This window comes from Clostridium sp. UBA7339, assembly GCF_002470865.1.
GTDB classification, from domain to species: domain Bacteria; phylum Bacillota; class Clostridia; order Clostridiales; family Clostridiaceae; genus Clostridium_J; species Clostridium_J sulfidigenes.
On record NZ_DKPI01000006.1, the window covers coordinates 500,442 to 523,520 of the forward strand.

Annotated in this window: 25 protein-coding genes; 1 reads left to right on the top strand and 24 read right to left on the bottom strand. The window is 29.5% G+C overall.

What is annotated here, in order from left to right:
- Nucleotides 1-370 precede the first annotated feature (370 nt).
- The 9 genes from B2S02_RS05815 to B2S02_RS05855 all read right to left on the bottom strand — a co-directional run bounded on the left by B2S02_RS05815 (nucleotide 371) and on the right by B2S02_RS05855 (nucleotide 5,349).
- Nucleotides 371-658: a hypothetical protein gene (locus tag B2S02_RS05815; protein WP_346920429.1), complete on the bottom strand. Its 288-nt coding sequence runs from the start codon at nucleotides 656-658 to the stop codon at nucleotides 371-373.
- A gap of 286 nt (nucleotides 659-944) precedes the next feature.
- Nucleotides 945-1,280 carry a hypothetical protein gene (locus B2S02_RS05820; RefSeq protein ID WP_346920430.1) on the bottom strand — a complete coding sequence of 112 codons (336 nt, stop codon included), beginning with the start codon at nucleotides 1,278-1,280 and terminating at the stop codon, nucleotides 945-947.
- A gap of 85 nt (nucleotides 1,281-1,365) precedes the next feature.
- Nucleotides 1,366-1,938, bottom strand: coding sequence for a hypothetical protein (locus B2S02_RS05825; RefSeq protein ID WP_346920431.1), 573 nt, complete (start codon nucleotides 1,936-1,938; stop codon nucleotides 1,366-1,368).
- Nucleotides 1,939-2,303: 365 nt separating this feature from the next.
- Nucleotides 2,304-2,546, bottom strand: coding sequence for a hypothetical protein (locus B2S02_RS05830; protein ID WP_346876390.1), 243 nt, complete (start codon nucleotides 2,544-2,546; stop codon nucleotides 2,304-2,306).
- Nucleotides 2,547-2,567: 21 nt separating this feature from the next.
- Complete coding sequence (locus B2S02_RS05835) at nucleotides 2,568-2,771, bottom strand: hypothetical protein (RefSeq protein ID WP_346876389.1); 204 nt, start codon at nucleotides 2,769-2,771, stop codon at nucleotides 2,568-2,570.
- 276 nt (nucleotides 2,772-3,047) lie between these two features.
- Nucleotides 3,048-3,479 (bottom strand): hypothetical protein, encoded by a 432-nt coding sequence (locus B2S02_RS05840; RefSeq protein ID WP_346920432.1) that lies wholly within the window; start codon nucleotides 3,477-3,479, stop codon nucleotides 3,048-3,050.
- Nucleotides 3,480-3,743: 264 nt separating this feature from the next.
- A complete protein-coding gene (locus B2S02_RS05845; RefSeq protein WP_346848239.1) occupies nucleotides 3,744-3,992 on the bottom strand; it encodes a hypothetical protein in 249 nt (82 codons plus the stop codon).
- 53 nt (nucleotides 3,993-4,045) lie between these two features.
- Nucleotides 4,046-4,261 carry a hypothetical protein gene (locus tag B2S02_RS05850; protein ID WP_346848238.1) on the bottom strand — a complete coding sequence of 72 codons (216 nt, stop codon included), beginning with the start codon at nucleotides 4,259-4,261 and terminating at the stop codon, nucleotides 4,046-4,048.
- A gap of 761 nt (nucleotides 4,262-5,022) precedes the next feature.
- Complete coding sequence (locus tag B2S02_RS05855; RefSeq protein ID WP_346920433.1) at nucleotides 5,023-5,349, bottom strand: hypothetical protein; 327 nt, start codon at nucleotides 5,347-5,349, stop codon at nucleotides 5,023-5,025.
- A gap of 49 nt (nucleotides 5,350-5,398) precedes the next feature.
- Here B2S02_RS05855 and B2S02_RS05860 point away from each other — a divergent pair, with 49 nt between their 5' ends.
- Nucleotides 5,399-5,557, top strand: a complete 159-nt coding sequence (locus tag B2S02_RS05860; RefSeq protein WP_346920434.1) for a hypothetical protein — start codon at nucleotides 5,399-5,401, stop codon at nucleotides 5,555-5,557.
- 102 nt (nucleotides 5,558-5,659) lie between these two features.
- On the opposite strand, the gene B2S02_RS05865 is transcribed toward B2S02_RS05860, so the two are convergent.
- From B2S02_RS05865 to B2S02_RS05935, 15 genes are all read right to left on the bottom strand, one after another.
- On the bottom strand, nucleotides 5,660-5,791 hold the full coding sequence (locus B2S02_RS05865) for a hypothetical protein (protein ID WP_346920435.1): 132 nt from the start codon (nucleotides 5,789-5,791) through the stop codon (nucleotides 5,660-5,662).
- Nucleotides 5,763-5,978, bottom strand: a complete 216-nt coding sequence (locus B2S02_RS05870) for an RHS repeat-associated core domain-containing protein (protein WP_346920436.1) — start codon at nucleotides 5,976-5,978, stop codon at nucleotides 5,763-5,765. The genes B2S02_RS05865 and B2S02_RS05870 overlap by 29 nt, the downstream gene beginning before the upstream one ends.
- A gap of 94 nt (nucleotides 5,979-6,072) precedes the next feature.
- Nucleotides 6,073-6,420 carry a hypothetical protein gene (locus B2S02_RS05875; RefSeq protein ID WP_346920437.1) on the bottom strand — a complete coding sequence of 116 codons (348 nt, stop codon included), beginning with the start codon at nucleotides 6,418-6,420 and terminating at the stop codon, nucleotides 6,073-6,075.
- 5 nt (nucleotides 6,421-6,425) lie between these two features.
- The gene (locus B2S02_RS05880; RefSeq protein ID WP_346920438.1) at nucleotides 6,426-6,629 is read right to left on the bottom strand and encodes a hypothetical protein; all 204 of its coding nucleotides are present in this window, start codon (nucleotides 6,627-6,629) and stop codon (nucleotides 6,426-6,428) included.
- A 547-nt stretch (nucleotides 6,630-7,176) separates the two neighbouring features.
- Nucleotides 7,177-7,620: a hypothetical protein gene (locus B2S02_RS05885; protein ID WP_346920439.1), complete on the bottom strand. Its 444-nt coding sequence runs from the start codon at nucleotides 7,618-7,620 to the stop codon at nucleotides 7,177-7,179.
- Between the two features lie 14 nt (nucleotides 7,621-7,634).
- A complete protein-coding gene (locus tag B2S02_RS05890) occupies nucleotides 7,635-8,318 on the bottom strand; it encodes an RHS repeat-associated core domain-containing protein (protein ID WP_346920440.1) in 684 nt (227 codons plus the stop codon).
- A gap of 810 nt (nucleotides 8,319-9,128) precedes the next feature.
- Nucleotides 9,129-9,272 (bottom strand): hypothetical protein, encoded by a 144-nt coding sequence (locus tag B2S02_RS05895; RefSeq protein ID WP_346920441.1) that lies wholly within the window; start codon nucleotides 9,270-9,272, stop codon nucleotides 9,129-9,131.
- Nucleotides 9,273-9,847: 575 nt separating this feature from the next.
- Nucleotides 9,848-10,378, bottom strand: coding sequence for a hypothetical protein (locus tag B2S02_RS05900; RefSeq protein ID WP_346920442.1), 531 nt, complete (start codon nucleotides 10,376-10,378; stop codon nucleotides 9,848-9,850).
- Between the two features lie 384 nt (nucleotides 10,379-10,762).
- Nucleotides 10,763-11,284, bottom strand: a complete 522-nt coding sequence (locus B2S02_RS05905; RefSeq protein WP_346920673.1) for an RHS repeat-associated core domain-containing protein — start codon at nucleotides 11,282-11,284, stop codon at nucleotides 10,763-10,765.
- A gap of 375 nt (nucleotides 11,285-11,659) precedes the next feature.
- The gene (locus tag B2S02_RS05910; RefSeq protein WP_346920443.1) at nucleotides 11,660-11,986 is read right to left on the bottom strand and encodes a hypothetical protein; all 327 of its coding nucleotides are present in this window, start codon (nucleotides 11,984-11,986) and stop codon (nucleotides 11,660-11,662) included.
- 5 nt (nucleotides 11,987-11,991) lie between these two features.
- Entirely contained in the window at nucleotides 11,992-12,663 is a 672-nt protein-coding gene (locus B2S02_RS05915; RefSeq protein ID WP_346920444.1) for a hypothetical protein, read from the bottom strand.
- Between the two features lie 394 nt (nucleotides 12,664-13,057).
- Nucleotides 13,058-13,441, bottom strand: coding sequence for a hypothetical protein (locus B2S02_RS05920; RefSeq protein ID WP_346920445.1), 384 nt, complete (start codon nucleotides 13,439-13,441; stop codon nucleotides 13,058-13,060).
- Nucleotides 13,442-13,479: 38 nt separating this feature from the next.
- The gene (locus B2S02_RS05925) at nucleotides 13,480-14,361 is read right to left on the bottom strand and encodes an RHS repeat-associated core domain-containing protein (RefSeq protein ID WP_346920674.1); all 882 of its coding nucleotides are present in this window, start codon (nucleotides 14,359-14,361) and stop codon (nucleotides 13,480-13,482) included.
- A gap of 516 nt (nucleotides 14,362-14,877) precedes the next feature.
- Nucleotides 14,878-15,078, bottom strand: a complete 201-nt coding sequence (locus B2S02_RS05930) for a hypothetical protein (protein ID WP_346848231.1) — start codon at nucleotides 15,076-15,078, stop codon at nucleotides 14,878-14,880.
- A gap of 138 nt (nucleotides 15,079-15,216) precedes the next feature.
- Nucleotides 15,217-23,016: an RHS repeat-associated core domain-containing protein gene (locus B2S02_RS05935; RefSeq protein ID WP_346920446.1), complete on the bottom strand. Its 7,800-nt coding sequence runs from the start codon at nucleotides 23,014-23,016 to the stop codon at nucleotides 15,217-15,219.
- Nucleotides 23,017-23,079 lie beyond the last annotated feature (63 nt).

The following is a 23,079-nucleotide window of genomic DNA, read 5'->3' on the forward strand; positions in this document are numbered from 1 at the left end:
TTTACTTCCATTAGTTATTTCTTCATATACTACATTACTTCCTTCTAGTGTGTACTTATGATTTACTCCATTTACTGTTTTCTCTGTTCTTATCCCATCACTATTATACTTATAACTAATGTTTTTACTATTTCCTGTAATCGAGGATAATGTTCTTCCACCTTCCCATTTAAAGGTGTAGCCATCATAAGTTAATGGATTTCCTATTGCATCATAGGTTATGGCTTTTCCATTGTAAGAGATTAACTTATCCGATGACTTACTAGCTCTAAACCTCCAATAAATTGAAGTTAAGAGCTAGTACATCCCTGGATAACGATTTCTAAGCTTCTGCTCGAAAAAATCATTCTCACAGAAGCTAAGAACTCTGTTAATCCTTCCAATTACTATCACCATAGCTATAATCTACAGCTTTAGTTGCTGCTCCTAGTATTGCGTTACTTGTTAGTGCATATTCTGTAACCTTTAGAATGTTTCCGCTTTGATCATAGGTATAGGATAGAGTTTTATTAAGTTCTCCATTATCTTCTCTTACAACCTGTCCTAAACTATCATAATAATACTTTATTACTTTACCATTATTTACAGTTTCAATTCTTCCTAAGTCATCATAGGTATATTTTATTTCACTATTGCCATTTTTTATTGATGATACCATTGAAGTTGTTGAACCTGCATAACCAGCTTTGTATTCATATCTTGTATCATAAGTATAAGCAACATCTAAGTTTAGTGTTCTAGATTTAGTTCTTCCTATAGAATCATAGTTATAAGATAAGCTTTTTCTTAAATAACCTTATCTTATTTTTAAATGCTAAAATATCATATAGAGTAGGCTCTTTAACCAATAACTCCATAGGATATTTTTATATTCATGAAAAACTCTATACCTATAGTTTGATATATAAGATTTCTTGTGTTAAAGCCTATAAGCTGTAATACTTTTAAAAATGATATTTATCTTTCAACTTTGGGATAATTTTAATCATTATAGGTAATGCAATCATTAATGATATGAGTCCCACTCCACCTACATATAGATTATCAATAAATATACCTATAAACATAATTATACCTGGTAATACTATAAATAATTCTAATAATAATATTCTATACTTTTTCATTATCACAAGACTTATTACTGATATTACCATAATAGTAAATGCTATCGATGCCAGTATAATACTCCCACTATCACCATATCTATCTCTTAGTATCTTGCTCATAACAATTCCAAGAAAAACTCCTATTAATCCAACATACTTCATCTTATCTTTCATATGAATCACCTTCCATAATAATAATTTTTAATTTCATTTGCACCTTTATCAATCAAAACACCAGCAAGAACGCTCGCTCCAAATCCTAACATTCCACTATTACTGCTGGTCCACCCGCTACAATTAATGCTCCTGTTCCTACCCCTATTAACCATCCTGCTACTACTCCAGTAGCTCCAGCTACTATATCAACTACTCCACCAAATGTTTCACCTTTATCAAAACTACCTTTTGCATTCCATGCCGTCATTTCAACCGAACCTACAATACCTAACCCTTTCATTGCTACTTTGGCTCCTTTGCTATATTTAGTAACATATTTACCCATTGTTAAATAATCTAGATCCTTCCAAACCTTTTTTCCTTTTATAAAAAAAATAGCTGCCCATCCACCTATTTCATCTATTGCTCCTGAAATTCCTCCTTGAATAGCACTCTCTTTATAACTGAAGTTTGAACTACTTTTACTTTTAGTAGCATAATAATTATTCATAACCTTATACGAAGCATCTCTCATTGCAGCTGTTTCTTCTCCTTGAGTGTATATAGGTCTAAACCCATTATGATCTTTACCATTTACAGAATTATAATATCTTAAATGTACATTCATTATTTCTTCATTAAATACTCTTTTTCCTTCTATATAATTTACTAACAAGTAATATCCTATATTATTAAAAAGTGATAGTTATTCCACTTGATTGGAACAACTATCACCTTCATAAGTATTTTCCTTTTATTTTTAAAATTACTTATTTTTATTTTATAGATACATAGGTTACTTCTTAAATCTCCATTTATACTAATTTAGGGATTGTATAAAAATGCCTACTTTATACTTTATTTATGTTTCCCTATATAATATACTTAAAATCGGGTGTATCAAATATACTTTACGCAACCAACTTCATAATACTCCTTTATTTACCACATTAAATTTTTTCTAGATATTTCTTTCGAAGCTTTATATAGTAAATTTTTCTTTATAAAAATATATTTTAAAAAACAATTAATTTTTCTGTATTATATTTTCATTAAATATAATACTATTTCTATAATAAATTTAATTATTATCATTCCACAACCATATATAGAAAAACCACATAGTAATCTGAGCCAATTCATCATGAACTTATCTTTACCAATATATTTTTTTGATTTAAGAGATTTAGAGCTTTCCTTAAATCCAACATAAGAAAGTAAAAAAATCATCAACATTAACATAGTATAAGCAATTTTTAATAAAATATCTCCTACAATATTCACGATAACCTCCCCATCTAGTTGTTAATGTAATTTAATTAAAATTAAATTAGATATAACCGTATATATGATTATAATAATAATATACACTAATCCTATCTTTAATTCTTTCATTTTAACTTTCTCTCCACTTGGCAACCCCTTCATAATATGCTGTACAGCTTTAAATGTTAAAATTATACATGGAATTGTAATAAATATAATTATTAATCCAACTTTTATATTCATAATTGATATACTACCTCCTTAAATATCCCCCATTTTAGTATTACTTAACTAATGTTTAATCCAGACTTTTAATGATGTTTCTAGACCTAAAATTTAAAAAATTCTCCTATATAATGTATAATTATAATATTATTTAATACGAAAAATAGAGATAGGAATCACTCCTGTCTCTCACATAATAATTGGTATAAATCAAATTCCTACTTATATTTTTCAGAATAGTTATATGTAACTTTAAGTAGCAACTAAGCTAGTTGATACTTATTTTATTGAATACTAACTATTAATTATAGATGGGATAGGAATTTGATATCTTTTAAATAATCCAACTATGAAATTTCTTTCTTCATTTGTTATATTCTTATCATAATATAGAAATAACTCCCTCCCATTTCCAATTACTTCTTTTATGGATTGCACGGTGTAAATAGCATTGAAGAATATATTTTCATCTGCTATGCTATAAAATCTTGGTAGTTTATCAATCTTAACTTCAACAAGATTTTCTTTTTGTTTTGTATTTTCTTCTGTTTTGCTTTTGTTTAGGTTTATAAGCAAACTTTCAACTAACAAAAAAGCCCTTTCTTGAGTTGAAGCTTCTCTCCAATCATCATCAAAACAATCACTAGGCTGATTGTATTTATATATTTCTCCCGGAACTGAAAAAATTATATCCTGAATTTTTTTTAATAATTCATCGCTGTTCATTTTAACCCCTCCTAAACATGTGTTTTTATGGACAAGCAACATTTGCCGGATTACTTTTCATTTGTTACTTTAATAAAAAAAGTTATAGCATTCAATTATAGAATCACTACCACCTTTTTTACATATACTATTTATTCCATTTATCCAGTAATTCCTTTATTCTTACATCTATAAAAACCTCTGAATTATCCTTTGTTCTTTTATATACGATTCTTACTATATCTCTATATACTTTTACTTCATAGCTATAACCATATCGTAACTTTAAGTAAGTAAATCTATTATCTTTAGCATTAAGTTGCTTATAAATATAATGCTAAAAACAATAAAAACTAATGCTAGAACCTTATAATAATTAATCCAAAACTTATATAATACTTCAGAACTTTTTTCTTTTGGTCTTTTAGATAAATCTTTAAAGAATACCCATACAACTAACATTAATATAAATAATAATATTATGTATGTTACATTAATTAAAACTTCTACAACTACTTGATTTATATTTATCACCTCTCATGTGCAGCAAGCACTATCAAATTTTAACACTAACGCTTCATTTTATATTACCTTCTATTATTCAAATAATAAATAACTATAGCAACATATATAACTGTTATAACTAAATATTTTACTCCTTTCTTAAGTTCCTTTTTTCTTTCATATTTATCCAAATTATTACCAAAAGATGTAACTGTCCTTAGAATAGGAAAAACCCATTTGTAATTTAAATATATACTTATAATAAAAATTATAATATTTATTATATTATTTTTGCTCATACCTTATATCCTCCATACCGCTATTTAATTTTTTATACCTTAATTCACAAAATTCATACAGAGTTTTTATATACTTATTACACCTATATCTGTATCATATCTATATCCTCTATATCTATAAGGATTCTTTTCTCCTAATGTCTTAAGTGACACTCCAAATTTAAATTTGGTTAGTGGAACTTACTCATTTGAATGAATATGAAAAGGAGTTTCCTTTTAATCCATAGATATTAATTTACCCCAAGTATCGTGGGTATAAGAAACAACTTGTTTTCCAATAGAGTTTATTATGCCTATAATACCACTCTGAGCATTCCTAATGTAGAAATACTCTTTACCATTTAGAGTAAATCCTACTAAACCACTATCTCCATAATTATAAACTAATTTATCTGATGGCTAGTATCCCTTCTTCACTAATGGCTACTACGCCCCTAAATAACGATTTCTAACCTTCTGTGAGATAAAACCCTTCTCACAAAAGCTAAGAACTCTGTTAATCTACTGTACTTCCATTAGTTATTTCTTCATGAACTACCTTATTTCCTTCTATTGATATTGTAGTTCTTTCACCTTCACATTTAAACATATATCAATTGTAGATTGTTACTTTTTATATTAGACTTATCATTAAAAACCAGTAAAGTGAACAACTCACTACTACTGACTTTTTAATAATTCTTTATTCAATTACAATTATAATTTAATCTTAATAATGATAAATGTTACTCTTTATGATGCATTCTTTATCAATCTGTCTATCATTTTCTATATTTAGGTGCAATTTTTATTATTATAGGCATAATAATAAATATCAATATTACTCCAGTTCCTACAATATACCCATTTTCTAACCATACACCAATAACTGCAATTATACCTGGTAGCATTATACCTAATAATAGTAATGCTATAACATACTCTTTCATACACAGCATAAATAATATAATACCTATTCCAATTATAACTGATATTCCTCCAATCATTATTCTTGCATCATTTCCATATCTTTCAGATAAAACTCTACTAATTAATACACTAAAAAGACCTACTGATGCACCTATCTTTAGAGTATCCTTTTTCTTCATTTTACTTACCTCCCATAGATATTATCTTTTATTTTAGTTGCCCCAATCTATGGCTACACCAACTGCAGTTACGGCTACAAATGTTCCTACACCTATAGCTGCAGTGTCCCAAATTGGAGTACTTGCTGTTATTAGCAATGCACCTTTTACTGGAATTAATGTTCCTCCATGTCTCCAAGCTTGCCTATTGACACAATATTCAATATAATCCAGAATTTCTTTTAACCCATCACCAAAGCTACCTTCTAGAACTCCAATTATTCCATCTTTTACTCTCTCTTACTTGATTCCTAGTTGGCATTATACCCCCCTACAGAATTACTTTTTCTACCGAGCTTGAGTTTGACGTTGATCTAGAAGTATAAAATTCCTCCATAGCCTTATATGAAGCATCTCTCATTGAAGCTGTTTCTTCACCTTGAGTATATAGGTCTAAATCCATTAGGGCCTTTAGCATTTACAGGATTATTATTGCAATAAGCAAATATATTATGTGATAGTAATGCTCCTATACTTCCACCAATAGCATCCGCATTTAAGAATCTTCCCCACTCAGGATTATAATATCTTGATTGTACATTCATTATTTCTTCATGGAATGATCTTTTTCCTTCTATATAATTTACCAACTATCAATATCATATAGAAAGAAAAAGTGATAGTTATTCCGCTTGATTGGAACAACTATCACCTTCTTAAGTATTTACCTTTCAATTTTAAAAATTATTTATTCTTGTTTTTTACATATAGTTTTAAAAATACATACATTACTATTAAGACAATAATAATTAACACAGTTCCTATAATAACTAAGTTTGTATTTTCAGTATATAAGCCCATGGTAATAATTATACCTGGTATAACGGCACATAAACATGCTAATGACAATATATAATATCTTTTTATTAATAAGTATGAGATACCTATTAAAATTATCAAAACTGTTGCTACACATACTATTGCAAAAACTCTATTTTTCACTTTACTACCATATCTATTATATAATATATTTCCTATTATCGTTACCAATATTGGTATAATAATACATAACAATTTTGTATTTTCTTTCAATATTACTACCTCCCATAATGATTACTCTTCATCTTATCTGCTACTATATTTATACCTACCGATGCCAAAAATCCAACTCCTATACCTATTCCTGTAACTATAGCTGCTGGCGCTGCTACTAACCCAAATGCTCCAATGGCATAAGTAGCTAAACTACTAGATAAAATACCTGCTCCAATACCTAACGCTGTAGCTCCTAAGTCTACCACCGCTCCATATATTTCACCTTTACATATGCTATTAATAGTTTGAATAGAAGTTATTCCTAGTGTTACTGCTCCTACACCTTTTAATCCATTAAGGGCTTTACCCCCTCCGTTTAACTTAAGTTTATATATATAATTACTTGGATTGTATGTCCACTCTCTATACTTACTAAATGTACCTAGCTTAGAAGCTATTTTGCTACCAATTACTTAATCAGTAACTGCTATCCGAACTAGAATCTTTCCACATTCATCTTAGGTATAAACTATAGTTTTCTTAAGCGCTTCATTGTATTCTCTTCTTTAGCTCCTTGTGATATATTTGATTATTACTCGTAAAATATACACTACTATTACTTAGTTCATCATTCTCTACTTCTAATTACATATCTTTTTATGTTCTTCCTCATTCAAGTTATTAATATGACTTGAATTAACTTTCCTAGATCAACTCCATATTTTTATAGATAATATGGAGTTTCAGTTCTTATTTTAATAAAAAAAGTGATAGCATTCAATTATAGAATCACTATCACCTTTTTTACATATATTATTTATTCCATTTATCCAGTAATTCATTTATTCTTACATCTATAAAAACATCAGAATTATCCTTTGTTATTTCATATACGATTCTTACTATATCCTTATATCCTTTTATTGTATCACTAATAACCATATCATAAGCTTCCAACTCATTAGATCTCAGTATTATCCCTTTAAATAATTTATAGGGAAGTACTGTAACTATAGTTACATCTTTCCAATACATTACTTCTTTTTTAGTTCCAAATTTACGCACACGAGTAATTTTGTCATCCTCTATAATAAAATATTCAAATAACGCAAATACATATTGAACTGATGTTATAATAACTCCTATCATAAGAAATATCTTATACTCAATTGCTCTACTGTTCAAGCTAAGCCACAATAATCCTGCTATGGCTGCTAATGTAACAATCAACATGATTTTTTTACATCTATAAATCATAAAATTCTCTACTCCTATCCAAATTTTCTATATAACATGTTTTGCCCATAAGTAATTGCTTTACCTGCAACATAATCTATAGCAAACGCACCTACTACACTAGCTACAGCCGTATATGGTTTAATTTTTTGCATTATACTTGATGCAGGATATAAATTAATACTACCATTATATAAATACGCCTTACAAGTTCTTGTTACGTTTTCTACAGCTCCTAAAACTGTTCCCGCTATTGAACCCATTAAATTAGGTATTGAAAAATAAGCTCTTTCTACCTCACCACTATTTGATGGAGTTGATGTATAGCTCCCTCCACTAGCTCCTTCTGTAATACAACCGGAACGTAATCCATTATCATCTCTTCTATTTACAGGACTATTTAAACAATAAGCAAACATATTATAACCAATGAATCCTTGTCCTGTAGATACTAAACCATCTGCATTCAAGAATCTTCCCCACTCAGGATTATAATATCTTGATTGCAAGTAGTAATATCCAGTCTCTGTATCATACCTATAGCCTCTATATCTATAAGGATTCTTTTCTCCTAAGGCTTTATCTCCTGTTATAGATATTAACTTAACCCAGGTGTCGTAGGTATAAGAAACAACTTGAGTTCCATTGGAATCTAGTATTTCTATAATATCACTTTGTGCATTTCTAATGTAAAAATATTGTTCAGCATCATTTAACATGAATCCTACAAGACCACTATCTCCATAGTTATAAAAAATTTTATCTGATGGTTAATATCCCTAAGTTTCATTAAGGTCTACTACGTCCTTAGATAACGATTTCTAACCTCCTGTGAGAAAAAAAACTCTCCAATAAGCTAAGAACTCTGTTAATCTACTGTACTTCCATTAGTTATTTCTTCATGAACTACCTTATTTCCTTCTAGGGTGTATTTAAGTGACACTCTAAATCTCTGATTTAACTAGTGAAACTTACTCATTTGAATGCATATGAAAAGGAATTTCCACATTGATTTACTGTTTTCTCTGTTCTTATTCCATCACTATTATAGTTATAACTAATGTTTTTACTATTTCCTGTAATAGAGGATAATGTTCTTACACCTTCCCATTTAAAGGTATATCCATCATAGGTTAGTGGATTTCCTATTTCAAGTGGTAAATTCTAAATGCTAAAAAGCTTTTGTGTAATAATTTTTTCTATAGCTAGCGTTTTAGGATTCCTTACCGTGCTTCCAACATTATCCTATTTCCTTCCATACGTAGCTCTAATTCCATTTGATATTATTGATGAGATCATTTTATTGATTACTGTATTATCTTGACCTTAAAATTCTATGAACGTTATATTATCAATTTGATTTATAACAATTTATGTATTCATATTTTTGTAATTAATCTAGAAGAAACACCCATAGCCTAAGCTGGGAGTGTTTCTAAAGTTATAAGGATCATGCATTTAAACCTAAAAGTAATTTATTTTAATCTCTAATACATATTTTGAAAACTAAATATTAGCAACAATATTAACTATCCTTTAGTAATTAAACAAATTACTGCTACTATTACTACTATAAACAAATAAGCACCAGTGACAACTGCTACTGCCAATGCAGCTGCATCTACAACAACTCTCTTTCCACCACCATCCCATGAATAACCATATTTATCCACAGATATTAATTTCCCCCCCAGGTGTCGTAGATATAAGAAACAATTTGAATTCCATTAGTTATTCTTCATAAACTACCCTATTTCCTTCTAATTTGTAATTAAGTGACACTCTAAATCTCTGATTTAGCCAGCGGAGCTTACTTGTATAGATTAGATAGACTTTTTCTAAGCAGAATTCTATTTTTTTCATATAAGTCAAGATAATAAACACATTATCTTCATATATAAAAGAAAGTTTCATTATAGTAAATATAACGAAACTTTCTTTCTAAATTTATTATTAACTACTAATAATAATTATTTTATTTACCTATTTTCTAATACTATTCAACACTAAATATTGTTCTTCAATCATTTTCGTCGGTAATATATTCAATTTCATCATCTTATTATTATGGTTCTAGAAAAGCTAGGGAGGAATTTTCTAAAACTATGACTATCTATCTAGAATAATTATAATGTATCTTTCTAAGCTTCTTAAATGCGATAAAAGTTACATAAGCGATCTTAAATAGCTTCTATATTCTCTATATGATATCATTTTTACTTTATCTATAAATATAATTTAATTATCTCTAATATTCATCTTCAAATAAGCAATTATAGACTGTAACACCCTCCTCCTTCAATTCTAATGAAATATTATCTATTTCTAAGGATAAAATATCACTACCTAATAAATGCACATTATTTTTTTCTAAAAACTCTTTTATTTTATCATCTAATACATAGTGACTATGCATATATGGTAGAAAACTATCTTCGTAACTGAAATTACCATTATCATATTCATATTTAATATATTTAATCACTGCAAAGGGGGCAATTGCCGATATCTGAATCTGAATTCTATATAAAGGACCAAAATCTTTAATAAAATTACGAAATTCTTCTGTTCCAACTTCTGCAGTTGTGTCAGAAATATTTATATACATAGTAAAACATGTGCTATAATTATAATCTGTTAAGTTTTCAACATAATAACTATTAAAAAAAGCTTGTATTTTAGCAGTCCAGTAATCGCTGTTTACATAGTTCTTTAGAATATATTTTGTATTCCCTCTTGTATATATATCTTCTATATACCTTGTTACATTATTAATCATTTTTAACCTCCTACTTAACAGGATATCCATGTATCATTCCAGTTTTCTCTTTCATATGAACTTTTACTCTAGTCTCTCCATTATTACCAATTACTTTACCAGTATCCCATACTCTTACTTCCTCATGTGGTGTCTTTTTTACACCTTGACCATTTAACCATCCTTCTTGCGTTAAATCAACACCAGTTTCACCTTCAGGCCATTGTGTCTTTTCTGGTATACTACCTGGATGTGTTAGTACATGTTTTTTTGATTACCTGCATCAACTGGTGGTGCTCCTTTAACACTTCCAATAACTGGTCCTTGATTTTGTAATCCCGATGTATTAGTCTTTCTTTTAGGATTATTATTTATACTATTATTACTAGAAAAAGTTATAATTTTTCAAATAGTTCCTATTGTTCCAACAGTGCCATACCATGCTCCTTTTACGGTGTCTGCTAACGCTCCACTACCGCCAATAGCAGCGGCACCAAAACCGCCTCCACCACCATATTCATTTGACATACAATGCGCCAACCCTAATGGGTCTTTGAAAATTACGGGATTATTAGCACAATATGCAAACATATTATGAGATAACATACCTTGACCTGTAGATACTACTCCATCAGCATTCAAGAATCTTCCCCACTCAGGATTATAATATCTTGATTGTAAGTAGTAATATCCAGTCTCTGTATCATATCTATAGCCTCTATATCTATAAGGATTCTTTTCTCCTAATACTTTATCTCCTGTTATAGATCTTAATTTGCCCCAGGTGTCATAAATATAAGAAACAACTTGAGTTCCATTAGAATCTAGTATTCCTATGATATCACTCTGTGCATTTCTAATGTAGAAATACTCTTTACCATTTAGAGTAAAGCCTACTAAACCATTATCACCATAATTATAAAAAATCTTATCTGATGGCTAGTATCCCTAAGTTTCACTAAGGGCTACTACGCCCCTAGATAACGATTTCTAACCTTCTGTGAGAGAAAACCATTCTCACACAAGCTAAGAACTCTGTTAATCTACATTACTTCCATTAGTTATTTCTTCATATACTACATTACTTCCTTCTAGTGATATTATAGTTCCTTCATATTCACATTTAAATATATATCAATTGTAGATTGTTACTTTTTATATTAGACTTATCATTAAAAGCCAGTAAAGTGAACAACTCACTACTACTGACTTTTAATAATTATTTATTTAATTACAATTATAATTTAATCTTAATAATGATAAATGTTACTCCTTATGATGCATTCTTTATCACTCTGCCTATCATTTTCTATATTTAGGTGCAATTTTAGCTATTATAGGCATAATAATAAATACTAATACTATTCCAGCTCCTACAATATATATATTATCTAACAACATGCCAATAAATCCAATTATACCTGGTAACATTACACCTAATGATAGTAATGCTAGAACATACTTTTTCATACATAGAATAAATAATATAATACATATTCCAATTATAACTGATATTCCTCCAATCATTATTCTTGCATTATTTCCATATTTCTCAGATAACGCTCTAATAATTAGCAAGCTAAAAAGACCCATTGCTGCACCCATCTTTGGAATATTCTTTTTATCCACATTAATCACCTCCCATTGATATTATCTTTTATTCTATTCGTACCCCAATCTATAAGTACAGTGACTGAAGTTGTAGCTATAAATGTTGCACCTGTCACGGCCCAAACTGGAGCACTTACTGTCATTAGTGCTGCAACTCCCACTCCAATTGCCCATCCTGCACCAATTCCTACAACTGTAGCACCTAAATCAATAAATCCACCAGTAACGTCTCCTTTGATGAAGCTGTTGATTGCAGAATATGCACCTATACCAATATCTCCAACATAACCTAATGCCTTTTTACCCAGACTTTTGGAAAAACTTTTTCCAGCTACATTTACTCTAAATGCTGGTCCAAATGCTTTTATGTCACAAATTTTTCTATAACCAGTGTTAATTAGCTTACCAACCTTACTGCCAATATTATCTGCTATACTTCCGCCTGTAGCTTTAATTCCACTGACCCAATAGTTAAAACCTGAATTTCCATTTGATGTTGAACTACCTTTGTTAGCATAATAATTATTCATAACCTTATAAGAAGCATCTCTCATTGCAGCTGTTTCTTCACCTTGAGTATACATAGGTCTAAAACCATTAGGATCTTTTGATATAACAGGATTATTATTACAATAAGCAAATATATTATGTGATAGCAATGCTCCTACATTTCCACCAATAGCATCAATATTCAAGAATCTTCCCCACTCANNGTATCATTTAGCACGAAGCCTAAAAGACCTTTATCTCCATAGCTATATAAAATTTTATCTGATGGCTAGTTTCACTAAGGGCTACTACGCCCCTAGATAACGATTTCTAACCTTCTGTGAGAAAAAATATTCTCAGACAAGCTAAAAACTCTGTTATTCTACACAAATTCTATTAGTTAATTCTTAATAAAATACATCATTTCCTTCTATTGATATTAGAGTTCTTCCATATTCCCTTTTAAAGGTATAGCCATTATAGACTTTTTCATTTCACCACTATCATTCTTATATATTATATCAAAAAATGATAATAACCTTATTTAGATTATTATCACTTTTAAAACTTACTTTAATTTAGCTCTTTAACAAACCTTAATTACTTATCTTTAAATTTATTGTTTTTATATTTATAGAATCCTAAACTATATACAGTTACTATTAGACTTAAAAATAGGATTGCCATTAAAGTTACAAATATGGGCTTGTATCTATAAGAAATATCCTGGTATTTATTTTGTACGGTTACTGAAACTACTAATATAATTACTAGTATTGCAGCTTGTATTGTCATAACTAATAAATATATTCGTTCTTTTTTATCACCTTTATACTTAAAAACAAATATAAATAAGTATAAAATAATCAATAGTAATATAGCAAAAATTATTGGCTGTGGTATATCATCTATGCCCATAATCCTAATAAATGCCATTATTATAAGAATTATTATAGTAGCTAAAATATTTTTCTTACTTATCATATAAATTTCCTACTTTCTAAATTTTATGGTATCACAATCTAATCTCTACCCCACAGATGATTCTTACCTACTTCTGCACCAATTCCTATTGCCATACCTAGTCCTATTCCCCATCCAACTGGAGTAAAAAATCCTACTCCTATTGCTAAAGCTGCTGCTCCGACATCTATTGTACTTCTCCAAAATGCTTCTTCTTTACTGTATCCACTATGATAGTTATCCCAAACTGCAACGCCTGTTAAAACTATTCCAATTCCTCCTACACCTTCAACCTTTCCTATAACTCTTGCAGTAGATGAACCTTTTACTGGTATTGCAAGTCCTCCATGTCTCCTCGCTACTCTATTCGCATAATAAACAAAATTATCAGGAATACTTGACAACAGTGAACCTATTCTACCTTCAACAGCTCCAATTATTCCACCTTTTACTACCTCTCTTACTTGATTACTAGTTGGCATTATACCCCCTACAGAATTACTTTTTCTAACTGAGCTTGAGTGTGACGTTGATTTAGAAGTATAAAATTCCTCCATAGCCTTATATGAAGCATCTCTCATCGCTGCTGTTTCTTCACCTTGAGTGTATATAGGTCTAAACCCATTAGGGTCTTTGCCAATTACAGGATTATTATTACAATAAGCAAAAGTATTATGTGATAATAATTCACCTACATTTCCACCTAAGGCATCCGCATTCAAAAATCTTCCCCACTCAGGATTATAATATCTTGATTGTAAGTAGTAATATCCAGTCTCTGTATCGTATCTATAGCCTCTATATCTATAAGGATTCTTTTCTCCTAATGCCTTATCTCCTGTTATAGATATTAATTTACCCCAGGTGTCATAGGTATAAGAAACAACTTGTTTTCCAATAGAGTTTATTATTCCTATAATATCACTTTGAGCATTTCTAATGTTTTATTAATTGTATATTTTTATTTATATATTTTAAAATTAATATACACAGAGGGCTTTCACAAAATAAATAATTCTATTTTATGAAAACCCTCCCTCATTTTTAAAGTATATTATATAATTTACTTCGCTTCAGAATAAGATAAATTTATATTATACAATTTCACTATAATATAAATATTTTATAGGTTCTGGTTATAATCATAATATATATCCAAATATTTCAAATATTAATTTAAATATATATGTAACACTAAAAATTATAGTAAGTATACCTAAAAACTTATAATAGTTCATAAGAAATTTGTATCCTGGTTGCTGCTTCTTTTCTTTTGCACTTTTAGAAAACTCTTTAAATATTACATATCCAATTAATAATAAAATTAATAGTAAAATTATATATACTATATTTATTAAAATTTTTATTGATAAATTTTCTATAATTAATCCTCTCCCTAATAAAAACAATTTTTGATTATAAAGACTACTAAACATTTGCTATCTATTTAAAAAATTTTAAACAAGTTTATTTATTATAATAATATATACAATCGTAATAAATAGATATTTTAATGCTTTTTTTAACTCAGTTTTTTTCTTTTTGTTTTCTAAATTAATTTGTGGCATAATACCTCTCAACATATGATATACCCACTTAATATTTAAACATGCACTTATTATAAAGCATAAAATATTTACTAAAACATCCTTACCCATTACGTTCTCTCCTCTCGTAGATATTTAAACTTAACACCTTATTATTTAATAAAAATTTTAGTAATACATTAGTCTCCTAAAAATTGTTCATGTATTCTCACTTAATTTATTTTTAAAGTAATAATTTGGGGTAACACTTTAAAAATCAATCCATACCTTTCCAGTAACTTCAGCTCCAAAAAACCAACTAGCTGCTGCTCCTAATACTACCCCAAATCCACTACTGTCAGCATATCCTCCAGTCGTAAAGCTAACTCCAATTCCAAGAGATGCTCCAACTTGTAGCTCGCAGTTGAAAATTCCAATACCTCCTTTGAGTCTACCCCCAGCTTTAAGTGGCGTAAGATGTAGACCTAATTCATAGACATCCCATTTATTATCACCATTCCATACTGCTCCAATACCTGTTGCTCCGCCTAAATAGGCTTGTATCGGAAAGTCGGGAGTGCTTATTTCACAACTTCCAAACACCCCAGACTTACCATAAATCCCCGTAACATTTGCAATCTCAGCATCAGCCACATGTCTCGTATACCCGCTAGTAGTCCTTGTCGTAATTACACCACTAGTATTCTTATTTTTTCTTTTTCCATAATTATTCATAACCTTATACGAAGCATCTCTCATTGCAGCTGTTTCTTCTCCTTGAGTATACATAGGTCTAAAACCATTAGGATCTTTTGATATAACAGGATTATTATTACAATAAGCAAAAGTATTATGTGATAACAATTCACCTATACTTCCACCAATAGCATCCCCATTCAAGAATCTTCCCCACTCAGGATTATAATATCTTGATTGTAAGTAGTAATATCCAGTCTCTGTATCATATCTATATCCTCTATATCTATAAGGATTCTTTTCTCCTAAGGCTTTATCTCCTGTTATAGATCTTAATTTGCCCCAGGTGTCATAAATATAAGAAACAACTTCAGTTCCATTAGAATCTAGTATTCCTATGATATCACTTTGTGCATTTCTAATGTAGAAATACTCTTTACCATTTAGAGTAAAGCCTACTAAACCATTATCACCATAATTATATACTATCTTATCTACAGCACTCCCATTAGTTATTTCTTCATAAACTACGTTACTTCCCTCTAATGTATACTTATAGTTTACTCCATTTACTGTTTTTTCTGTTCTTATTCCATCACTATTATACTTATAATTTATATTTTTATCGTTTCCTGTTATAGAAGATAATGTTCTTCCACCTTCCCATTTAAAGGTATATCCATCATAGGTTAGTGGATTTCCTATGGAATCATAAGTTATGGCTTTTCCACCGTAAGATGTTAATTTGTCCTTCCAGTTTGGATCTTCGTAAGCATAACTGTAACTCCTTTGTGCTCCTGCAACTATACCAGCTTGTATATGTTCTACTTTGTTTAGTATATTTCCTCCCGCATCATAGGTATATACTATAGTCTTTTTTAATACATTGTTTACTTCTCTTATAAGTTGATTTAATTCATTATAATAATATTCTATTTTCTGTCCATTATTTACAGTTTCAATTCTTCCTAAAGCATCATAGGTATATTTTATTTCGCTATTGCCATTTTTTATTGATGATACCATTGAAGTTGTTGAACCTGCATAACCAGCTTTGTATTCATACTCTGTATTAAATGTTTTGCTATTATCTAGGTTTAATATTTTAGATTTAGTTCGTCCTATACTATCATAGCTATAAGCTAAACTTTTTCCTGATGGTAATGCTACTTTAGTAGTTTTTCCGTCTTTATCAAAATTAAAGCTTGTGGAATATGATTTTCCTGCTATATAGTTTTCTTTTTTACTAGTTTTATCAGTCTTATCATAATCATATTTAAACCAATTTCCACTTGAATCCTCTGTTTTTACTAGTCTGTCTGCTAAGTCATAGGTGTATTTATTAGTAATTCCGCTTTTTAAATCCTGTGATATAGCTAAATTCCCAGAATTATCATAGGTATATTTTGAAGCTGTCTTACCATCTAAGGTTTTACTAGTTACCCTATTTAAATTATCATAAGCATAGGCTACTGTATTGCCATTTCCATAGGTAGCATTTTTTAATACACCTGATACATTATCATAGTTATTAGTTATTAAAGTGCTACTTCCCACTGCTACAGATTTCTGATTTCCATTTCCATCATAGGTAAAGTTGTAGCTTGTACTATTGCTAGAAACCTTTGATAATCTATCATTATTATAAGCATAGTTGTTCTGTCCTACCCTAGCAGTTACCTTTCCTCTTCCTTTAGTATACATTGATTTTACAGTATTGTCATCATAGCATTTGCTTGAAAGTATGAGTTCATCTAGATTTCCTTCTATTGAACTACCAGATAATTTTTGACCTATACATATATTAGCTCCTGAAAAATCTTTATAGGTACCTGAAACTGATTTCTCTTTATTCCCATTAATATACATATTGGTTGTAAGAGTTGTTCCGCTTTTATTCCAAGATATTGTTAACATATTCCATTGTCCTGTGGTTACAGCTGTATTCGATGTTATTATGTCTACAATATTTCCACTACTATTCTTAACAGACAACTTTACTTTATTATCCGAAGCTAAATATGCCTCTATCACACCAATATTTTCTCTAGTTGTTCCAGAAAATATATATCTTGTACTAGTACTTGCACTAGGTTTAAGCCAAAGATTCATTGTTCCTGAGTTGTCCCTTATTCCACTACTATAGTTAGCATATCTGTCTCCTGTAGCTTGCATAGTTAACTCATTAGATGAATCATACTTGCTCTTATCTGTAAGTGCTCTAAGTCCATTAATACTTGAAGAATTTCCTCTTAAAGGAACATATTCATCCCAATTTTTGTAGTATCCATAGTTACCACTCTTCAATTTATTATAATGCTGCTTTAGTTCTGTTAAATTGTCCACACCTGTAGAACAATATAATTCTTCCACTTCTCCATTTAATGCATTTTTATTATTAAAATCTGCTCCAACTATAACCTTACCACCAGTAAAGTCTTTTACATTACTAACAGTAGCATTCTTTACTTCATCATCTATAGTTAATGTAGCTTTTAATCCTGAAGATGTATTTTCCCATTGTACTATCATAGAATACCAAGTGTTAGCACTTATAGCTTTATTTAATACAATAGACTCTTTCCAAATTCCGCTACTATCTTTAAATGCCAAGCATAATTTATTGCTCGTATTTACATATACAGCTAAAGATCCACCATTAGGTGATGAACTGCAAAGTAAATACCTAAGACTACCATTACTTTGTGGCTTGAATTTTAATGCAATAGTCCCTTTATTTTTGCTTATCCCTAAATTATATGGAACTCCTCCTCCATCTTGAACTTTGAAAGTGTAATGCCCTTTGTTATCCTTAACTGGAGTAGCACCCAACCCAAGGGATTTACTTCCTAAATCTCCACTACTATTACCATTTACAAGGAAAGTTTCTCCTGTCTTTTTGTCACCATATGGGTTATAGGCACTTGTATTTATAAGCTTATCTGTTTCATCATATCCATAATAAGTAGAAACCTCTTGTGAATTAATAGTTACATCTAAGTTATCCTTAGATTCGCTATATACGTTCAGTATTTCGTTTCCACTGGTATCTATAGTTCTTTTTGTGTATCCTGCAGTATCACTTGAAATATTACTGCTTTCCATAAACAATCCACTTCCAGATATCTTTGATACTACTGAATTTCCATACTCATCATAAATAAAAGAACTTACAATGTTTTCTGCAGTAGTAGTTTGAATTAAATTCCTATTACCATCGTATGAATACTTAGTTGTATTTCCTTTTGGATCTGTAACAGAAGTTAATTTATCATCACCATCATATTTATAATTAGTTTTTTGTTTTATTAAATCCTCTGTAGACGTTATATTACCCTTATCATCGTACTGATAGCTTGCACCAAACTCTTCTTTATATAATTGGAATCCATCAAAATAAGCTATATTAGCATTTTTATAGTAAAGTCCATATACTCTTACACTTTTATAATCACTCTTAGCCACAACTTGTCCTGATACATATTGCCATGTTGATGAATCTCCATTAAAAGGAATAACAGTCCATTCATAGCTACCATCTGGTTTTTCTAGTCCTACATCTAAAGCAAAATATCTACCATTGCCTATTAGAGGAAGTGATTCTGCCTTTGCCCAACCTCCTACTACAAAAACATCATCTTTTTTTCCTGAAACGTTTATTGTTTGATATATACTTTTATCTTTTTCTGTATTACCAGGCATCTTATAAACAGCTTTTATTTTATCTAGATTTGATGGATAAGTTGAATCTGTAGTTGTATATAATCCGTTTGTACTTTCCCAGTTACTTGTAGTCCAAAAGTTGGCATTAGGTGCTCCATTAACTACAAAATTGGGATTTTCAACCAAATTATATCTATTAGCAACTTCTCCATCTTCTACTTGTAAGTTATCGAAATATGCAGTTCCTGATTCCTCAATTAACCCACATCTAATATATACAAGATTAGATGTCGCATCTGATGGTAAAGTAAATGTTATAGATTCCCTATCCCATCCAGTAGTTCCACTAATATATTTAGAATCTTTTGTTACATAATTCCCTGTATTATCAGTATAATTTACAAATAAAGCAGCACCTTTTTTATTAGTATTACTTATTCCATCAGTGGATACATATCCTGAAAATGTATAAGTCTTACCCTTTTCTAAGGTGACAGCTTGACTATAAAATCTCCTACTAGTTTTATTTGTCATATTTACCTTTAATGAATATTTTCCCATGTTAGCTTTTGTAGTAGTAAATTCATTAGTACCTGCAGAACCTGACCAAGAACCAGCACTCCAATTTCCATCCTTTAACTCACAATTATGGTTCATTAAATAATTATTGCTTGTCTTTTGAACCTTAGATTCCAGCTCTAATCTATTTTTAGCTTTTTCATTACTATCATATTTATAGTATTGTGCACTTCCATTAGAATCTTTAATAGATATTGTATTTCCTCCATTATTAAATTGATAAGTATTAGTTCTACCCTTAACATCCTTTATTTCAGTTTCATTATAGCTGTATTTAAAGGCTAGACTTTGCCCCTGTGTCCCAGCTGTATCTACATAAGTGGCAGTTTTAACTCTTGAAGTAGAACCGCCATAATAGGTATAAAGCAATTTAGCACCATCTAAACTTTTAACAGAAGATAAATTGTTATTACCTTCATAAGTATAATAAGATGCCTTACCATCCGGATAAGTTATTCTACTTAATTGTATTCCATTATAAGCATAGCTAGTTTTTCTTCCCGCCGGATCTGTGATACCAATTAACGTTCCACCTGATGTATATTGTAAAAGTGTAGTTCTTCCTATGCTATCCTTAACTCCACTTATTCTAGTTCCATCATAAAGTATAGTGTTAGTGTTATTATTAGTATCTGTAATAGTTTTAAGGTACCCACCAGGAACAAAATATAATTTATTTCTATCTTTATCTGTAATCATATAGCTTCCATCATTATTTTTAGTGAATTTAATACCTTCAAGACTTTCACATTTATAAGTTTTAGATGCTGAATCATAATAAAAGTAATGATTAGTTCCATCACTATCAAAATATTTATAATAGGTTGTACCATTTATTACTTGTTCAGTTATCCTTTGTTGAATGTTGAGTTTCCACCCTTTTCCGTATCCTATATCAGTCTCTTTATCATTACTATTATAAACATGCTCTATCTTTAAAGCTAACCTACTATCTGAGGCTGTATAATCATTATGGGTAAAAACAACATTACCATTATAATCATTAATATATCCTATTCCACTTCTACCCATATCCTGTGAATGATATGTCCAGTAGTTCTCCAATCCTGTATTATTAACATATTGAATTACTACTAATGGCCATCCTGCTTTATGTTGATCAGGTGCATCAGAAGACAAAAATGTCGTATTTCCTGATGCCGGGTTATCCCTTTTTAATGCTATACCATAATTATTTCCTTCTGTATACCAACCTTTTACAGCTTTGGTGACATCCCAAGAGTACCAACCATTTTTCACTGTCTGAATATCTAATATCCTTTTTTCAGTTGCCAGTGATTTCTTATTCGGTACACTTGTATTCCAATTTTCAGTGACAGTATATGCATTTATTTGGCCATCAGCTCCACTTTCCGAATTCACCTTAAATAATGCTAATTCTGCATTTACTACCATATCCCCAGCATTTAATTTTGGCAATTTAGTAAATTTAACATATGTTTCTGTTTTTCCTATTCCTGAATTATTTCCAACTCTTAAAAACATATTATTCCACTTATCTTGAGTATCATTATAAGCTGTAAAAGTATCTACTATTTCTTTAGTATTCATTTCTGTTCTTACTATGGGATCTACTGTAATTGGAAATTCTCTTTTATCATCATTAATCCATTCATTATTTGGAACTATCTCTAATGTATATCCTCCTTCTTCTGCTTCTTTGAATATTAGCTCAATATCCTCAGACAATTCTCCCTTTGCATCATACATAAAAGGCTTATCTAATTGGAATACTTCCGCTCCAGTCTCTAAGTCTTCAAATATAATTATATTTCCTTCAACTCTAGGTTTTAGATTTTCTATATTCAAATTAAACAAAATTGAAGGATTATCTATTTTTTCATTTAATATTATATTTTCCTTTACTGTTTTTCCTATCAATTTATACTCTAAGTCAATATTTTCGTAAATAGACTTAAATTCCACACTTGATTTAACATTAGGTAAAAACTTCTTATCAATCTCCTTTTTAATCTTATCTCTTAAACTCTTATTATTACTAATTGATCTTTTTGACCTTCTATTACCTCCAAGTTGTTGTTCCACCATTTCATCAATAACTTTATCTATATCTGTATTTTCTACTGATGCTTTACTTAGTTTGCTTATATTTTTTATTTTTCTATTTTTATTTTTTTTATTTAATTTATCATTATCTTTATTCTTATTTTTATCACTACTATTAGATTTTTTTACATCTCCATTAATATCAGCTTTATTATTTTCTTTAGTTTCTTTACTTACTTTCTCATCTTTATTTGAATCTTTTTTTTCTTCTTTTTCTTTATTCTCTTTAATTTTTTCTTTTTCTTTATTTGAAGTGTTATCTATTTTAGTATTTTTTGATACTTTTCCTACTAAATTAGTTTTCTTTTTTAATTTAGTAGTTTCACTATCAATAGGTGAATCATCTACTCTATCCTTTATTTCTTCATTTGTAGTTGGTTTTTCTGTTTCTCCACCTTTTTTGTCCTCAGTAGATGGTGGTTCTGTTTCATCGTCTGTTTTGCCATCTAAAGGTGGATTATCTATTTCCCCTTCTTGTTTATCATCACTTGATGGTTTTTCATTTTCCTCACTTGGTTTATCCTCTGTTGATGGCTTTTCTGTTTCTTCATTTTTCTCATTATCTATAGCTGGTTTTTCTTCTTCAACACCTTTATCATCTGATACTGGTACTTCTTCTAATTTTTCTCCGATACCAACACCTATGTTCCACCATATTTTATACTTATCCTTTGATACAGAAATAAGCTCTTTATCACTGGCATTTTTACCTATCCTAACAGTGAATTCATTTTCTTTATTTTCATAATAATTCCCTTTATCATGCAATGAATTATTGATATCTATCCATTTGCCATTTTTTAAATAGTGTATAGGTTCTTCATATAATATTGCTTCATAAGTTCCATCGTCTTTTAAAAAGTACTTTGTATTCTCCTCTCTCTTCTCTTCAAGTTCTCTAACTATTTCTGCCTCCTGATTTTTTTTAGTAGTTACTTCTTCTGTGTCATCCGTAGCACTTACTATGATTGCATTTATTGGTGTCATTGTTACCAATAATGTAATTATAAGTAATTTACATACGTTTTTATAAAATTTCGTCACAATTATCCCCCCAAATATTTATTACATTTTTACAATTCTACAAATTTCATCTTTTACCTTTTT

What these genes read in the sequence shown, in the direction of transcription:
- B2S02_RS05890 (WP_346920440.1), bottom strand. Translation starts at nt 8,318, where the DNA reads ATGTTAAATGATGCTGAACAATATTTTTACATTAGAAATGCACAAAGT.
- B2S02_RS05840 (WP_346920432.1), bottom strand. Translation starts at nt 3,479, where the DNA reads ATGAACAGCGATGAATTATTAAAAAAAATTCAGGATATAATTTTTTCA.
- B2S02_RS05885 (WP_346920439.1), bottom strand. Translation starts at nt 7,620, where the DNA reads ATGATTTATAGATGTAAAAAAATCATGTTGATTGTTACATTAGCAGCC.
- B2S02_RS05860 (WP_346920434.1), top strand. Translation starts at nt 5,399, where the DNA reads ATGGCTACACCAACTGCAGTTACGGCTACAAATGTTCCTACACCTATA.
- B2S02_RS05930 (WP_346848231.1), bottom strand. Translation starts at nt 15,078, where the DNA reads ATGGGTAAGGATGTTTTAGTAAATATTTTATGCTTTATAATAAGTGCA.
- B2S02_RS05815 (WP_346920429.1), bottom strand. Translation starts at nt 658, where the DNA reads ATGGTATCATCAATAAAAAATGGCAATAGTGAAATAAAATATACCTAT.
- B2S02_RS05820 (WP_346920430.1), bottom strand. Translation starts at nt 1,280, where the DNA reads ATGAAAGATAAGATGAAGTATGTTGGATTAATAGGAGTTTTTCTTGGA.
- B2S02_RS05855 (WP_346920433.1), bottom strand. Translation starts at nt 5,349, where the DNA reads ATGAAGAAAAAGGATACTCTAAAGATAGGTGCATCAGTAGGTCTTTTT.
- B2S02_RS05865 (WP_346920435.1), bottom strand. Translation starts at nt 5,791, where the DNA reads ATGGATTTAGACCTATATACTCAAGGTGAAGAAACAGCTTCAATGAGA.
- B2S02_RS05850 (WP_346848238.1), bottom strand. Translation starts at nt 4,261, where the DNA reads ATGAGCAAAAATAATATAATAAATATTATAATTTTTATTATAAGTATA.
- B2S02_RS05835 (WP_346876389.1), bottom strand. Translation starts at nt 2,771, where the DNA reads ATGAATATAAAAGTTGGATTAATAATTATATTTATTACAATTCCATGT.
- B2S02_RS05920 (WP_346920445.1), bottom strand. Translation starts at nt 13,441, where the DNA reads ATGATAAGTAAGAAAAATATTTTAGCTACTATAATAATTCTTATAATA.
- B2S02_RS05900 (WP_346920442.1), bottom strand. Translation starts at nt 10,378, where the DNA reads ATGATTAATAATGTAACAAGGTATATAGAAGATATATATACAAGAGGG.